10 protein-coding genes and 1 pseudogene are annotated in these 14,463 nt (G+C 53.6%); 5 read left to right on the top strand and 6 right to left on the bottom strand.

Annotation, left to right across the window (positions count from 1 at the left end):
* Positions 1-57: 57 nt before the first annotated feature.
* The 4 genes from prpE to prpB all read right to left on the bottom strand — a co-directional run bounded on the left by prpE (position 58) and on the right by prpB (position 5,649).
* The gene (prpE, locus tag FDX04_RS20655; RefSeq protein ID WP_137359912.1) at positions 58-1,944 is read right to left on the bottom strand and encodes a propionate--CoA ligase; all 1,887 of its coding nucleotides are present in this window, start codon (positions 1,942-1,944) and stop codon (positions 58-60) included.
* A 40-nt stretch (positions 1,945-1,984) separates the two neighbouring features.
* Positions 1,985-3,436 (bottom strand): bifunctional 2-methylcitrate dehydratase/aconitate hydratase, encoded by a 1,452-nt coding sequence (locus FDX04_RS20650; RefSeq protein WP_042310272.1) that lies wholly within the window; start codon positions 3,434-3,436, stop codon positions 1,985-1,987.
* A 37-nt stretch (positions 3,437-3,473) separates the two neighbouring features.
* Positions 3,474-4,643 carry a 2-methylcitrate synthase gene (prpC, locus tag FDX04_RS20645; RefSeq protein ID WP_042310274.1) on the bottom strand — a complete coding sequence of 390 codons (1,170 nt, stop codon included), beginning with the start codon at positions 4,641-4,643 and terminating at the stop codon, positions 3,474-3,476.
* A gap of 124 nt (positions 4,644-4,767) precedes the next feature.
* Positions 4,768-5,649, bottom strand: a complete 882-nt coding sequence (gene prpB, locus FDX04_RS20640) for a methylisocitrate lyase (RefSeq protein ID WP_069323901.1) — start codon at positions 5,647-5,649, stop codon at positions 4,768-4,770.
* Between the two features lie 252 nt (positions 5,650-5,901).
* Here prpB and prpR point away from each other — a divergent pair.
* Positions 5,902-7,491, top strand: a pseudogene (prpR, locus tag FDX04_RS20635) (propionate catabolism operon regulatory protein PrpR); the annotation flags it as partial.
* A 57-nt stretch (positions 7,492-7,548) separates the two neighbouring features.
* Here prpR and yahO read toward each other — a convergent pair.
* Complete coding sequence (yahO, locus tag FDX04_RS20630) at positions 7,549-7,824, bottom strand: DUF1471 family periplasmic protein YahO (RefSeq protein ID WP_137359910.1); 276 nt, start codon at positions 7,822-7,824, stop codon at positions 7,549-7,551.
* Between the two features lie 338 nt (positions 7,825-8,162).
* Here yahO and FDX04_RS20625 point away from each other — a divergent pair, with 338 nt between their 5' ends.
* The 4 genes from FDX04_RS20625 (at position 8,163) to FDX04_RS20610 (ending at position 12,260) form a co-directional block, all read left to right on the top strand.
* Entirely contained in the window at positions 8,163-8,795 is a 633-nt protein-coding gene (locus FDX04_RS20625) for a LysE family transporter (RefSeq protein WP_042310278.1), read from the top strand.
* 80 nt (positions 8,796-8,875) lie between these two features.
* A complete protein-coding gene (locus FDX04_RS20620; RefSeq protein ID WP_137371412.1) occupies positions 8,876-10,264 on the top strand; it encodes a diguanylate cyclase in 1,389 nt (462 codons plus the stop codon).
* A gap of 220 nt (positions 10,265-10,484) precedes the next feature.
* Positions 10,485-11,579, top strand: coding sequence for a 4Fe-4S binding protein (locus FDX04_RS20615; RefSeq protein ID WP_137371411.1), 1,095 nt, complete (start codon positions 10,485-10,487; stop codon positions 11,577-11,579).
* Positions 11,580-11,750: 171 nt separating this feature from the next.
* The gene (locus FDX04_RS20610) at positions 11,751-12,260 is read left to right on the top strand and encodes a hypothetical protein (RefSeq protein WP_061383018.1); all 510 of its coding nucleotides are present in this window, start codon (positions 11,751-11,753) and stop codon (positions 12,258-12,260) included.
* A 94-nt stretch (positions 12,261-12,354) separates the two neighbouring features.
* On the opposite strand, the gene foxA is transcribed toward FDX04_RS20610, so the two are convergent.
* Positions 12,355-14,463: a ferrioxamine B receptor FoxA gene (foxA, locus tag FDX04_RS20605; protein ID WP_137371410.1), complete on the bottom strand. Its 2,109-nt coding sequence runs from the start codon at positions 14,461-14,463 to the stop codon at positions 12,355-12,357.

Genomic DNA, 14,463 nt, shown 5'->3' with positions numbered 1-14,463 from the left:
GATCTGTCACCTATGTATCCGGTCATACAATCGCGCCACCGGGCCAATTAATAACGGCTACTCCTCGATCGCCTGGCGAATTTGCTGCAGCGACGCCGGATCGTCAATGGTCGTCAGATCGCCGGGATCGCGGCCTTCACAGATTGCCTGAATCGTCCGCCTGAGCATTTTACCGGAGCGCGTTTTCGGCAACTGTGACACAAACCAGACGTGTGCCGGACGGCCAAAGTTACCAATCTGACTGTCCACCAGCGCCATAATCGCCTTCTCTTCCGAATGCGCGATGTCGCGATCTTCAAGGCTGTCGCTCTGTTTCGGAATAACAAATGCAACCGCCACCTGCCCTTTCAAAGCATCTTTCACGCCGACCACCGCCACTTCTGCGACGTTTGGATAGCTGGAAATACTCTCCTCTATCTCACGCGTACCCAGTCGGTGTCCGGCAACGTTAATAACGTCATCCGTACGGCCGAGGATGAAGTAGTAGCCGTCGGCATCGCGAATGCCCCAGTCAAAAGTGGCGTATACCTGACGAGAAAACAGCGACCAGTAGGTATTTACGAACCGCGCGTCATCGCCCCAGATGGTCTGAATACACCCTGGCGGCAGCGGCCCTTCAATGACCAGCATCCCCTTCTCATTCGCTGCACAGGGTTCACCGGTCACCTCATTGAGCAACTGCACGTTATAGCCGTACATCGGCACGCCAGGGCTGCCCAACCGCGAAGGCCTGTCGTCCAGCCCACGCGCGATCGCCATAACTGGCCAGCCGGATTCCGTCTGCCAGTAGTTGTCGATAACCGGGACGCCCAGCGTTTCCGTTACCCAACTGGCGGTCGGTTCGTCCAGCGGTTCCCCGGCCAGATACAGCACCTCCAGCGAGGAGAGATCGTGATTGCGGATCTGCGCGGTCGGGAATTTCTTCAGTACGCGTATCGCCGTTGGCGCGGAGAACATCCGGCTAACCTGATACTTCTCAACAATCTTCCACCACACGCCGCAGTCCGGGTACGTTGGCAGCCCTTCGTACACCACCGTCGCCATCCCCGCCAGCAGCGGGGCATACACGATATACGAATGCCCAACCACCCAGCCGATGTCCGACGCGCAGAAGAACACGCCGCCCGCTTTACCGCCGAAAATGGTGTCCATCGTGGTTGCCAGCGCGACCGCATAGCCGCCAACGTCGCGCTGGACGCCCTTCGGTTTACCGGTTGTCCCGGAGGTATAGAGAATGCAGGAGGTTTCATTCGATTCCAGCCACGTCACCGGCACCCGCGCGCCAAGATGCTGTTGGCGCAGCGCGGCAAAGTCGAGGTCGCGCCCCTCCACCCGCGCCATTTTCGCCAGGCCGCGATCGACCAATACCACATGACGCGGCTGGTGCTGCGCCTGACTGATTGCATCATCGAGCAGCTTTTTATACGGCAGGATCTTGCCCCCGCGCGCGCCGGCATCCGCCGAAACGATAATCACCGGTTGGGCGTCGTCGATGCGTGCCGCCACGCTGTGCGAGGCAAAGCCACCGAACACCACCGAATGGATTGCCCCAATGCGCGCGCAGGCCAGCAGCGTAATGTGCGCCTCGGCGATCATCGGCATATAAACCAGTACCCTGTCGCCGCGCTGTACGCCCAGAGACAACAACATTGCCGCCGCCACGTTCACTTCGTCGTACAACTGACGAAAGGTAAAGGTACGCTCTTCTTCGGTTTCCGATGACACCGCAATCAGCGCCAGCGCCTCAGGCTGTTTCTCCACCCAACGGTCGATGGCGTTATGACACAAATTGGTCTTGCCGCCGCAAAACCAGCGGGCAAACGGCGGGTTGCTGTGATCCAGCACCTGCGTATACGGCTGCTGCCAGTCAATACGCTGGGCCTGCTCGGCCCAGAACGACTCCGGTTGCGTAATCGAACGTTGATAAAACTCGCTATAAGACATAATGCTCTCCTGTTGAACTTACGCCTTGCCGCACGCAGGTTTAGATTACATAAAGGTCCATATACTCATTGACCGGCATCTGCTCCAGGCGGGCTCTGTCCAGGGAGACATCCAGAATGCGCTGCTGCTGACGGGTCGGGAACTGACGCGCCAGGTTGATTTTGAACTTCTCGACCAGCTTCGGCATACCGTCGTGACGACGGCGCGCATGACCGATTGGGTACTCCACCACCACTTCTTCAAAACGTGAACCATCGGTGAACTCGAGAGTGATGGCGTTAGCAATGGCACGTTTTTCCGGGTCGTGATAATCGGCAGTAAAGGCCGGATCTTCGAAGCAGGTGATCTTCTCGCGCAGGGCATCAATACGTTTGTCCTGCGCCACGCCGTCTTCGTAATCTGCCGCGGTTAAACGCCCAAACAGCAGCGGAATGGCGACCATATACTGGATGCAGTGATCGCGATCCGCCGGGTTATCCAACGGGCCTTTTTTATCGATGATGCGGATACAGGCTTCGTGGGTGCGAATGGTCACTTTTTCGATATCAGCCGCCGTTTTACCCGCGGCCTGCAGTTGTTCATACAGCGTCATTGCCGCTTCTACCGCGGTCTGCGAGTGGAACTCGGCCGGGAAGGAGATTTTAAACAGCACGTTTTCCATCACGTAAGAGCCGTACGGACGCTGGAAGCGGAACGATTCCCCTTTGAAGGAGACGTCATAAAAGCCCCAGGTTTTCGCCGTCAGCGCAGACGGATATCCCATCTCGCCCGTTTTTGCCATCAACGCCAGACGTACTGCGCGGGAGGTCGCATCGCCTGCCGCCCAGGATTTACGCGTGCCGGTATTTGGCGCATGACGATAGGTACGCAGCGACTGGCCGTCGACCCACGCCAGCGAAACGGCGTTGAGGATTTCATCCCGGCTCAGCCCAAGCATCTCCGCGACCACCGCCGTGGAGGCGACTTTTACCAACAGAACGTGATCCAAACCAACGCGGTTAAAGGAGTTTTCCAGCGCGATACAGCCCTGAATTTCATGGGCTTTGATCATTCCGGTCAGCACTTTTTTCATGGTCAACGGCGCTTTCCCCGCCGCCACCGCGTTGCGTGACAGCCAGTCAGCCGTCGCCAAAATACCGCCGAGGTTATCGGAAGGATGGCCCCATTCCGCGGCCAGCCAGGTGTCGTTGAAGTCCAGCCAGCGGATCATCGCGCCGATGTTAAACGCCGCCTGCACCGGGTCAAGCTGGAACTGGGTGCCCGGTACGCGAACGCCGTTCGGCACTACGGTCCCCGGCACCACCGGTCCTAACAGTTTTTTACAGGCCGGATATTCCAGCGCTTCCAGACCACAGCCAAGGGTGTCGAGCAGGCAATAATGCGCGGTGTCGTACGCCACCTTTGAGGTGATCTCGTAATTCATAACGTAATCAACGATATCAACGATTTCACGGTCAAAGTCTGGGCGAACGTTCGAAATATGTGCGGACATAGGGTACAACTCCTGTTTTTATATTTAGAGGTTTTAATTAGCAACGCTTTTCGATCGGCACAAATACGCGATCTTCCGGGCCGGTGTAGTTGGCGGAAGGACGGATAATTTTGTTGTCCTGGCGCTGTTCGATGATGTGCGCCGCCCAGCCGGTAACGCGGGCGATAACAAACAGCGGAGTGAACATTTCGGTCGGGACGCCCATCATGTTGTAGGAGACCGCCGAGAACCAGTCGAGGTTGGGGAACATCTTTTTCGTTTCCCACATCACCTCTTCCAGACGGTCGGCGATGTTGTACATTTTCAGCGAACCGCCTTCCTGAGAAAGCTGCTTCGCCACGCGTTTAATCACCTGATGACGCGGGTCGGCAATGGTGTAAACCGGGTGACCAAAGCCAATCACCACTTCTTTGTTTTCCACGCGTTTGCGGATATCTGCTTCGGCTTCATCCGGCGTTTCATAACGCTGCTGGATCTCCAGCGACACTTCATTCGCCCCGCCGTGTTTCGGCCCACGCAGCGCGCCAATCGCGCCGATAATCGCGGAATACATATCGGAGCCGGTTCCCGCAATCACACGACTGGTGAAAGTGGATGCGTTAAATTCGTGCTCGGCATACAGCACCAGCGAAATATGCATCGCCTTTTCCCAGCTTTGCGACGGTTTTTCGCCATGCAGCAGATGCAGGAAGTGACCGCCAATGGAATCATCGTCCGTTTCCGGCTGAATGCGCTCGCCGTTATGGCTGTAGTGATACCAGTACAAGAGGATCGAACTGAGGGACGCCAGCAGCTTGTCTGCAATATCGCGCGCGCCGGAAACGGTGTGCCCCTCTTTTTCCGGCAATGTACACCCCAGCGCGGAGACGCCGGTGCGCATCACATCCATCGGGTGGGATGCGGCAGGCAGCGCTTCCAGCACGGTACGCACATTTGCGGGTAAGCCGCGCAGCGCTTTGAGTTTGCTTTTATAGGCGGTGAGTTCGTCGCGGGTAGGTAATTTCCCGTGGATCAGCAGGTGCGCAACTTCTTCAAATTCGCACTGTTGCGCCAGGTCGAGAATATCGTAGCCGCGATAATGCAGGTCGTTACCGCTTTTACCCACGGTGCATAACGCGGTATTTCCGGCGGCGATGCCTGACAGCGCAACCGATTTTTTAGGTTTAATGACATGCGTGTTGTTTTGCAGGATTGTTGTGTCGCTCATGTTGTCCTCGTCATTTTTATAATATGTAGGGTGCTGAGGGTGTGCGAGTAGCTACGCAGGCCGGATAAACGCAGTGCCATCCGGCATTGCCTGATGGCGGCTTCGCCTTATCAGGCCTACGTGGCTACTTTTTTGTGTACAGCGCGTCGAGTTTCTCTTCGAACTGGTAGTAGTTGATGCTTTCGTACAGTTCGTTGCGCGTCTGCATAATGTCGATCACGCTCTTTTGCGTGCCTTCCTGGCGCAGCACGTTGTAGACCCGTTCAGCCGCACGGTTCATGGCGCGGAAGGCAGACAGCGGATACAGGGCCATGGCGACGTTCGCGCTACGCAGTTCATCGGTAGTAAACAGCGGCGTGGCGCCAAATTCGGTAATGTTAGCGAGGATCGGAACCTGCACCGCATCGGCAAACTGGCGGTACATCGCCAACTCGGTAATGGCTTCCGGGAACAGCATGTCGGCCCCCGCTTCAACATATGCCTGGGCACGATCGATGGCCGCTTCTAACCCCTCCACCGCCAACGCATCGGTTCGCGCCATAATCACAAAGTTGGGATCGGTACGCGCATCCACGGCGGCGCGGATCCTGTCGACCATCTCTTCTTTAGAGACGATCGCCTTGTTCGGACGATGCCCGCAACGCTTGGCGCCGATCTGATCTTCAATATGCAGCGCGGCGGCACCGGCTTTGGCAATCGACTTCACGGTACGCGCCACGTTGAACGCCGACGATCCAAAACCAATATCCGCATCCACCAGCAATGGCAGCGGGCAAACATCAGTGATACGACGAATATCGGTCAGTACATCATCAAGGGTAGAAATACCGAGATCCGGCAGACCCAACGACCCCGCCGCAACGCCGCCGCCGGAGAGATAAATCGCCTGATACCCGGCACGCTGAGCCAGCAGCGCGTGGTTGGCGTTGATCGTACCGACGATTTGTAATGGGTTTTCTTTGCTGAGCGCGGCGCGAAACGCCAGCCCTGGAGAGTGTAGAGACATATCCCGTCCTCTTGTTATCAACTTGTTATCATTCGTTGATTTACCTAAAGCAAGGGGTATGCCAAAGACCAAAACTTTTATTCAAATTCCATTTTTACTTTTTAAAACAGATGATTACATTTATAACCTGTATTTTTATTGCACAAAAGCGTGTCAGCTATCGTTTCATGAAACCGACTTGAACGTTTCATTGCAACATTTATGAAACACAACTAAACCCTTATACTCGGTTCCTTACTTTTTGGGTTACTTATGGCTGATACGCATCTTCCGCCGCGGGTGAACGACGACAAACCAGTTATCTGGACGGTTTCGGTCACGCGCCTGTTCGAACTGTTTCGCGACATCAGTCTGGAGTTCGACCACCTGGCGACCATCACTCCTATTCAGCTGGGTTTCGAAAAAGCGGTGGCTTATATCCGTAAGAAGCTGGCCACTGAGCGTTGCGATGCCATCATTGCGGCAGGCTCCAACGGCGCGTATCTGAAAAGCCGTTTATCGATCCCAGTGATCCTGATTAAACCCAGCGGGTTTGACGTACTACAGGCGCTGGCGAAAGCGGGAAAACTGACCTCGTCGATTGGCGTCATTACCTATCAGGAAACCATCCCCGCACTAATCGCCTTTCAAAAGACCTTCAATTTGCAGCTAGAACAGCGCAGCTATATCACCGAAGAAGATGCCCGTGGACAAATCAACGAGCTGAAGGCCAACGGTACCCAGGCGGTGGTCGGCGCGGGGTTGATTACCGACCTGGCGGAAGAAGCAGGTATGACCGGTATTTTTATCTATTCAGCAGCTACCGTGCGCCAGGCTTTTGTCGATGCGCTGGATATGACCCGGCTGACGCTGCGCAGAAACGGGCAATACGCCTCCGGCGACACGCTGCGCACCCGCTATGCGCTGGGGGATATGCGCGGTCACTCTGCGCAAATGGAGCAGGTGCGGCACACCATTATGCTCTACGCCCGTTCGCGTGCGCCGGTGCTGATTCAGGGGGAAACCGGCACGGGTAAAGAGCTGGCGGCGCAGGCTATTCATCGTGAATATTTCACACGTCAGGAGAATCGGCGCGGAAAACCTTCGCCGCCGTTTGTTGCCGTCAACTGTGGTGCCATCACCGAATCATTGTTGGAAGCGGAGCTGTTCGGCTATGAAGATGGCGCGTTTACCGGCTCTCGCCGGGGAGGACGCGCGGGCCTGTTTGAAATTGCCCACGGCGGGACGCTGTTTCTTGATGAGATAGGCGAAATGCCGCTACCGTTACAAACCCGGTTATTGCGCGTGCTGGAAGAAAAAGAGGTCACCCGGGTCGGGGGACATCAGCCGATTCCTGTCGATGTACGGGTGATTAGCGCCACGCACTGCAACCTGGAACAAGAGATGAAACAGGGAGAATTTCGTACCGATCTGTTTTACCGCCTGAGCATTCTGCGCCTCAAACTGCCGCCGCTACGCGAGCGGTTGCCCGATATTCTGCCGCTGGCGGAAGGCTTTTTAAAACAGTCGCTGGCGGAACTGGACGCGCCGTTTTCTGACGCGGTGCGTAAGGGATTAGCCCTGAGCCAGCATACGTTGCTCAATTATGGCTGGCCGGGAAATATCCGCGAGTTGCGCAATATGATGGAGCGTCTGGCGCTGTTTTTAAGCGTCGAACCACAGCCGGAGCTGAACGAACAATTTCTACAGCAGCTGTTACCTGAACTGGCCGCGGTTGCTGCCCCGCCGCAGGTCACTTCATCACTGACGCCGCAGCAGGTACTGGCGCAATTCAATGGCGATAAAACCGCGGCGGCGCAATATCTCGGTATCAGCAGAACTACGTTCTGGCGCAGGCTAAAAAAAAAAAACCCCGCCAGTGCAATGACTGGCGGGTATGTTATCTTTCAGTACTGCGCATTATTTTTTCTTGTAAATATTGGCTGTACCGTGGATTTTATTGTCCGTTTGGCCGGAGGTTAATACCACCACATCGGCACCTTTCTCTTCGGCTTTCTTCAGAAGGTCTTCTTTCGCATCAGCGGCTGATACTTCATTACTTGTTGAAATATCACCGATTTTGGTATATTGCGACTCAACCTTTTCAAACTCAAGTTTTGTCATAAATTCCGCGGCATACGCGTTGGACACAACAAAAGCTAACGCACCAATAAGTACTTTAATTCCAGTTTTCATATAAAAGCTCCAGGTTTTGTTATATATGCCATCATCGCCCCCTGAACATTCGCCATGCGAGTCAAGGATGATTAATAAGTAGTTCAGGCCGCTAAAAAGATCCAGAGCTGGCGGAAATATAAAGATATTTTGCGCATCGTGTATAACAGAAGATCCCACGCCGCAGCATTATCCGGCGCAGCGGGGTTACAGAAACCAGGCGTAGACGCTATTTGCAAATTTGAGCTCATTTCACAATACAGTGTGAGTGAATACGCAGAATGACGAGCGCGCTAAAATTATAGTGTTAGCAGTCTAAGCATGCCCCTGGCCCGCTCTCACTAATGGAATCGTTGTCTATGGAACCTTTACACGCCGTCGTACTCACCATCAGCCTGTTTGTTTTAACCTTTTTTAATCCTGGCGCGAACCTGTTCGTGGTGGTGCAAACCAGTCTGGCGTCAGGACGGCGCGCAGGGGTGATGACCGGTCTGGGTGTGGCCTTAGGCGATGCGTTCTACTCCGGCCTCGGGCTCTTTGGCATGGCGACGCTCATTACCCAATGTGAAGAGATATTTTCACTGATTAAAATTGTCGGCGGCGCCTATTTGCTGTGGTTTGCCTGGAACAGTGTTCGCCATCAGGCTACACCGCAAATGCCAACGTTACAGCAGCCGATTTCCGCCCCCTGGTATGTATTTTTCCGCCGCGGGTTATTAACAGATTTGTCTAATCCGCAAACCGTTCTGTTTTTTATTAGTATCTTCTCCGTCACCCTCAGCGCAGAAACGCCTACGTGGGCGAGGCTAATGGCCTGGGCAGGTATTGTGTTGTCTTCCGTTATCTGGCGGATTTTTCTCAGCCAGGCGTTTTCTTTGCCCGCTGTGCGCCGTGCGTATGGTCGAATCCAGAGGGTTGCCAGCCGGGTGATAGGCGCCATTATCGGCGTCTTCGCGCTCAGGCTGATTTATGAAGGTGTCAGCCATCGTTAAGCGAGTTTAACTTGACCATTGTGACGTAATTGTCCGTAATACCGCCTGAATTTTTAAATCGCATTTTGAGTGGCAGTGAGATGGAACAGGTTGCTCCGGTAAACGACACATTACTCCTTACAGAATGGCAGGCGTTGTTACGTCAAACATCCCCTGAAGTTCATACGATCCTGACATCATTAAGCGACGAAGAGATCCGCCATTTAGTGAGCGTTTTTTATGACTATATGCTCTCCCATGCGGAGAGCGCATTGTTCCTCAATACAGAACAGGTCAGCACCCGCCTCAGCGGCAGTATGTTTGACTGGCTACGCAGCGTACTTGGTAGCGCGAACGAAGATCTCTCACAACTGCTGGCAAAACAGCGCAACATTGGCGTAGTGCATGCCCGCATCGGGCTGCCTATCGATGTGGTTAATCGCGGCGCGCGCAAGCTGAAAGATGAATTGTATCGGGTCCTGAAAAAGAAAGCGGACTACCCGCCCGCCCTACTGAGCGATGCCATCTGTTTCAGCAGTCTGGTAATGGATACCGCCCTGGAGGCCATGACCGTCTCCTATTCCCCCAGCTATCAAAACTCACTGCATACCCAGGAACAGTATCGCCTGCAGACCATTTACGATGACGTTAACGTCGAACGCGAGCGGCAAATACGCTCATTTACCGACTGGGAAAATCAGTTTATCTATAACATCGCCACCGGAATGCCTTTCGGTGAGCTGGTCCTTTTGGCGAATTCTGATTTTGGTATGTGGTTCGCACACAAGGGAAAATACATTCTGGGCAACAGCAATCTGCTGAAAGAAATGGAGTCGCTGATTGCGGAAATCGACAACCGCCTGACAACCACGCTGTCGCATCAGCATCAGGCGACAGAACCTGAACGGATGAGCTTGTTGCAGGATGTACGCCAGCTCTCGGCAAAAATCCATTTCCTGCTCGCCTCAATGTTCGACGCGCTGGTGAAGCAGGAAAATGGTAAAGACTCATTGACTCAATTGCTTAACCGACGCTTTATCCCGACCATTATGCGGCGTGAGATCTCGCTGGCGTTACATACCCGGAAGCCCTTTACCCTGGCGATGCTGGATATCGACTACTTTAAGCAAATTAACGACAACTATGGGCATAACACCGGTGATATGACGCTCAAAAACGTCGCGGCGGTTATTTATGATCATATTCGCAGCAGCGATTACGTTTTCCGCTACGGCGGTGAAGAATTTATGATTCTGCTTGTCGAGTCAGATCAGTCTCAGGCCAGTATTATCCTCGAAACGCTACGCATGAAAATTGCCGAGATGCGTATGGCGGCCTCAGCAACAGAAGTGTTTTCTGTTACCGTCAGTATTGGCATCGCCGAATATGACTACCATCCTGACTACAAGCAGTTGGTTGATAAAGCCGATCGGGCACTGTACCTGGCGAAAAGTAATGGCCGTGACCGCGTCGAGATATTTCAGGAATAACCTGTTTTCCCACGGAGAAATAAATACCCCGTTAAGGGTATTTATCTGACCTGCGATAAGTATCGGGCTGTTATTTTTATTCAGGTATATACGTACCATAAAAATAACAGCCGCTTAATAAGATGCAAATCAAATACACCAAATCTGAATAGCGCTAGCATATCCCGGTGATGACGCCTTCTGAATGCAGGAGGGGAAATATGAGGGATAGTGTAAAACCATGAACGGGAAAAAGAGAACACGCTGGCAGCGCCGCCCAGGCACGACCGGAGGCAAACTGCCGTGGAATGACTGGCGTAACGCCAGCACCTGGCGAAAAGCCACCCAGTTTCTCCTGCTGGCCAGCAATGTCTATATTGGCGTGACGTTTTATTATTGGGTCCGCTATTTTGAAACTGCCGGTACCAGCGTTTATATTCCAAGACCCGGCGGTATTGAGGGGTGGCTGCCGATCGCGGGTTTGATGAATATCCGCTACACGCTGGAGACCGGTTTTCTCCCGCCCATCCATGCCGCCTCCATGCTGCTGTTAGTTGCGTTTATCCTGATTAGCTTGTTGTTAAAAAAAGCCTTCTGTTCGTGGCTATGCCCGGTTGGCACGCTTTCCGAACTGCTTGGTACTCTGGGAAAAAAAGTATTGGGTCGCAATTTCACGCTTCCGCGCTGGCTGGACATCCCACTGCTCAGTCTGAAGTATCTGCTGTTGGGTTTCTTCCTGTATATCGCTCTGTCGATGCCCGCCCAGGGAATCCAGTACTTTCTGATGTCGGCCTACGGCATGATCATTGACGTGAAGATGCTCGATTTTTTTCGTCATATCGGCTCCGCCACGCTTATTTTCGTGGTAGTTATCAGCGTTCTGAGCCTGTTTATTCGCAATGCCTGGTGCCGTTATCTGTGCCCTTATGGCGCACTGCTTGGCCTGTTTTCACTGCTCTCGCCGTTTAAAATCCGGCGTAATCCAGACAGTTGCATTGACTGCGGTAAATGTGCGAAAAACTGCCCGTCTACTATCCCGGTTGATCGACTGATTCAGGTGCGTACCGTGGAATGTACCGGCTGTATGACCTGCGTTGAATCCTGCCCGGTGGCCTCTACGCTGAGCTTTTCACTGCCCCCCCCTGCGGGGGAACAAGGAAACGGAAAATCGTTATGGCGGCAAACGGCATTGTCAGGCGTTGTCATGACTATCCTGGTGCTGGGTATCCTTTTTGCCACCATTGGCTATGCGGTTTATGCCAATGTCTGGGATACGCCGGTGCCCGATCACATGTATTTCCAGCTAATCCCGAAGGCTAAAATGATCGGCCATTAATTTTTAATAACCCTGCCAATTCTGGCAGGGTTTCCCGCCGGTTCCGCCATTTTAAGACTATTGAACTTGTGCCTTCGCGCCCCGGTTTATACAACCTTAACTATCACCTGTGATCATTCATTTTTTATTATGTTATGGGCGACTGCATCCAATAATAAACGGGACAGCATTATGACTAAAATAAAACTGGCACTGCTATTACCTCTGTTTCTGGCGGGTTGTACGATGAGCGACGGGGAATTAAGAAACGCTTACGCTCAGCATTATCAGCAACCCGCCGCCTATGTCGAGACTTATAAACAGAAGATAGCCAGCATGGATATTAATACCCTGGCCCAATATGCCGCCGCAGAAGATAAGAAAAAAATGCGTGGGCAACCGAGACTGAAAATCGACGAATTCATTACCATTGAGAACGTGCAGGCGAAAGGAAATCGGGTGGTCTACGATTACTCGCTGTCAGAGAAATGGCTGGCGCTGTCTGCGGACAAACAGCGCGAGAAGCAGATCAATATGAATAAGGATCTGATCTACCGTACCTGCTCGCTGGAAACGGTACGTCTGGCGCAGGCGAAAGGGCTGGAAGAAGAGCATAACTATTACAGCCAGTACCCAGACAAAGTCGCCTTCACTCTGAGAACCAGCGCGCAGATTTGTATGCAAAACGGTTTTACGCAATAGCCGCAATCCACTATGCCTGATGCGCTTATCAGGCATACAATTTGCACTCTGTTGTAGGCCGGATAAGGCGTCAACGCCGCATCCGGCTAAAGCATCAGAATTTCCAGGATACGCTGCCGACAATGCTGCGCTCAGCGCCGAAGTAGCAGTATGAGAGCGAATTACAGGCCGCAACGTAGCGTTTATCGGTCAGGTTGTTGACGTTCAACTGGGCACTCAGTCCTTTAATACCGATATTCGTTAAATCGTAGCCAATTGCCATATCCACCAACGTATAGGATGGCAGAGTATGCGTATTCAGACGATCGCTGGTGATCCCATTGACATATCGCACGCCCGAGCCGAGCGTCAGACCATCCAGCAGGCCGCTTTTCACATCGTAGCTCAGCCAGGTGCTGGCCTGATTCCGTGGTGCATACACGGCACGCTTGCCCTGCTCCTCCGGACTGCTTTTCTTGTAGCGGATGTCGGTGTAGGTATATGCCGCCTGCAGACGGAAGCTGTCCGTAAGTTGACTAATCGCCTCCAGCTCCACCCCTTCAGATTCAATTTCCCCAATCGAGCGGTACGGATCGGTCGGCTCTTCTTTGGTGGCGATATTGGTTTGATTAATGCGGAACACCGACGCGCTGAACTGACTGTTAAGCCCTTCCGGCTCATATTTCAGCCCCGCTTCCCACTGCTTGCCTTTCATCGGATCCAGCAGATTGCCGTTCTCATCGGCAAAGCTGGTTGGCGTAAAGGCGGTGGAATAGCTCACGTACGGCGCAAAGCCATTATCGAACAAGTAGAGCAATGCGGCGCGAGTACTAAAGTTGTTTTTATCCAGATCGCTGCGGGTATCGTTGATCTTATCAAGATTAGACACGCTGACCTGATCGTAGCGACCGCCGAGCGTAATACGCCAACGATCCCATGACATCTGATCCTGCAAATAGTAGCCCGTCTGGCGCAGCTTGTGCTTCTCACGCGCATACATGTCGATATAATCCGGCTTCGCGCCATACACCGGGTTAAAAGCGTCGATCGGCGGGAATGCGCCGTAGTAGCCGGTGGTATTGTTGCTGCGATCCTGATAATCAATGCCCACCAGCAGACGATGGTTGACCTGCCAGGTATCAAAGCTGCCGTCGAGCTGGTTATCCAGCGTAATCGCCGACATTTTTTCATCAGAGCCGGAATAGCCGCGATTAAGCTCGGTTTCGTTCAACCAGCCCGCCGCATACACCTGGTTCAGTTCAACGTCGGTATGCAGATAGCGCAGCTTTTGCCGCACCGACCAGCCGCTATCAAACATGTGCTCAATATTGTAGCCCACCATGTTTTCACGGCGATCGTATTTGTCGTAATCATCCTCACCTTCGTAAAAGGTGTTGGAGATCTTTTGCCCGTAATGCGGAACCACGGTGCCGTCATAAGGCAGACCGGAGTGGCTACCGCCTTCCGGGTCGCGATGCAGATAGGCCATCAGATCCAGACGCGTCTGGTCGGTGATCCGCCAGGTCAGACTGGGCATCAGCGCGTAACGCTCTTCTTTCAATGGGCCAAACTGTGAGTCAGCGTAACGCGTCATCCCGCTCAGGCGCGCCGCCACACGATCGTTATCATCCAGCGCTCCGGTGACGTCAAACGCCGCGCCGCGCTGGTTATTGTTGCCGGCAAACAGCTTCACTTCCCCACCCGCGTCAAACGACGGCTTGCGCGACGTCAACGCGACGATCCCCCCCGGAGAAGAACGCCCGTACAGCACGGAAGCCGGGCCGCGCACCACTTCGATATCTTCAAGGAACCACGGATCGACCACCAGCGAGCTATGTGAGTTGGTGTCGCCCATCATCTTCAGACCATCGAGATAGACGTTGTCCAGGCTGCCATCGGAGAAGCCGCGCAGCACAATGTAGTCAAAGCGGTTGGAGGCGCCAATCTGGTTGCTGTATACCCCCGGCGTATAGCTAACGGCCTGACGCACGCTGGTTGCACCCTGCTCTTCAAACTGTTCGCGGGTAATGATGGATACCGATTGCGGGGTTTCAATATCCGGCGTGGCAAGCTTAGTAGCCCCGCTCTGCATTTGCGAGGTGACAACGACCGTATCGTTTTTTGTTGTTTCCTGCGCCAGCAGAGGAAAAGCCACGCTGCCGGTCACCCATCCTACCAGCAGCGCCAACCGAGTCTTCGCGAACATGAGTATCTCCAAAGGCAT

Source organism: Citrobacter sp. wls615 (assembly GCF_005281355.1).
In the GTDB taxonomy this organism is placed as follows: Bacteria; Pseudomonadota; Gammaproteobacteria; order Enterobacterales; family Enterobacteriaceae; genus Citrobacter; species Citrobacter werkmanii.
The sequence above is the reverse complement of the archived record's forward strand: the minus strand, read 5'-3'. Positions and strand labels throughout refer to the sequence as shown.

Bases quoted from the DNA above. Each gene is read 5' to 3' on its own strand.
- prpE (WP_137359912.1), bottom strand. From the start codon at position 1,944: ATGTCTTATAGCGAGTTTTATCAACGTTCGATTACGCAACCGGAGTCG.
- FDX04_RS20650 (WP_042310272.1), bottom strand. From the start codon at position 3,436: ATGTCCGCACATATTTCGAACGTTCGCCCAGACTTTGACCGTGAAATC.
- prpC (WP_042310274.1), bottom strand. From the start codon at position 4,643: ATGAGCGACACAACAATCCTGCAAAACAACACGCATGTCATTAAACCT.
- prpB (WP_069323901.1), bottom strand. From the start codon at position 5,649: ATGTCTCTACACTCTCCAGGGCTGGCGTTTCGCGCCGCGCTCAGCAAA.
- yahO (WP_137359910.1), bottom strand. From the start codon at position 7,824: ATGAAAACTGGAATTAAAGTACTTATTGGTGCGTTAGCTTTTGTTGTG.
- FDX04_RS20625 (WP_042310278.1), top strand. From the start codon at position 8,163: ATGGAACCTTTACACGCCGTCGTACTCACCATCAGCCTGTTTGTTTTA.
- FDX04_RS20620 (WP_137371412.1), top strand. From the start codon at position 8,876: ATGGAACAGGTTGCTCCGGTAAACGACACATTACTCCTTACAGAATGG.
- FDX04_RS20615 (WP_137371411.1), top strand. From the start codon at position 10,485: ATGAACGGGAAAAAGAGAACACGCTGGCAGCGCCGCCCAGGCACGACC.
- FDX04_RS20610 (WP_061383018.1), top strand. From the start codon at position 11,751: ATGACTAAAATAAAACTGGCACTGCTATTACCTCTGTTTCTGGCGGGT.
- foxA (WP_137371410.1), bottom strand. From the start codon at position 14,463: ATGCCTTTGGAGATACTCATGTTCGCGAAGACTCGGTTGGCGCTGCTG.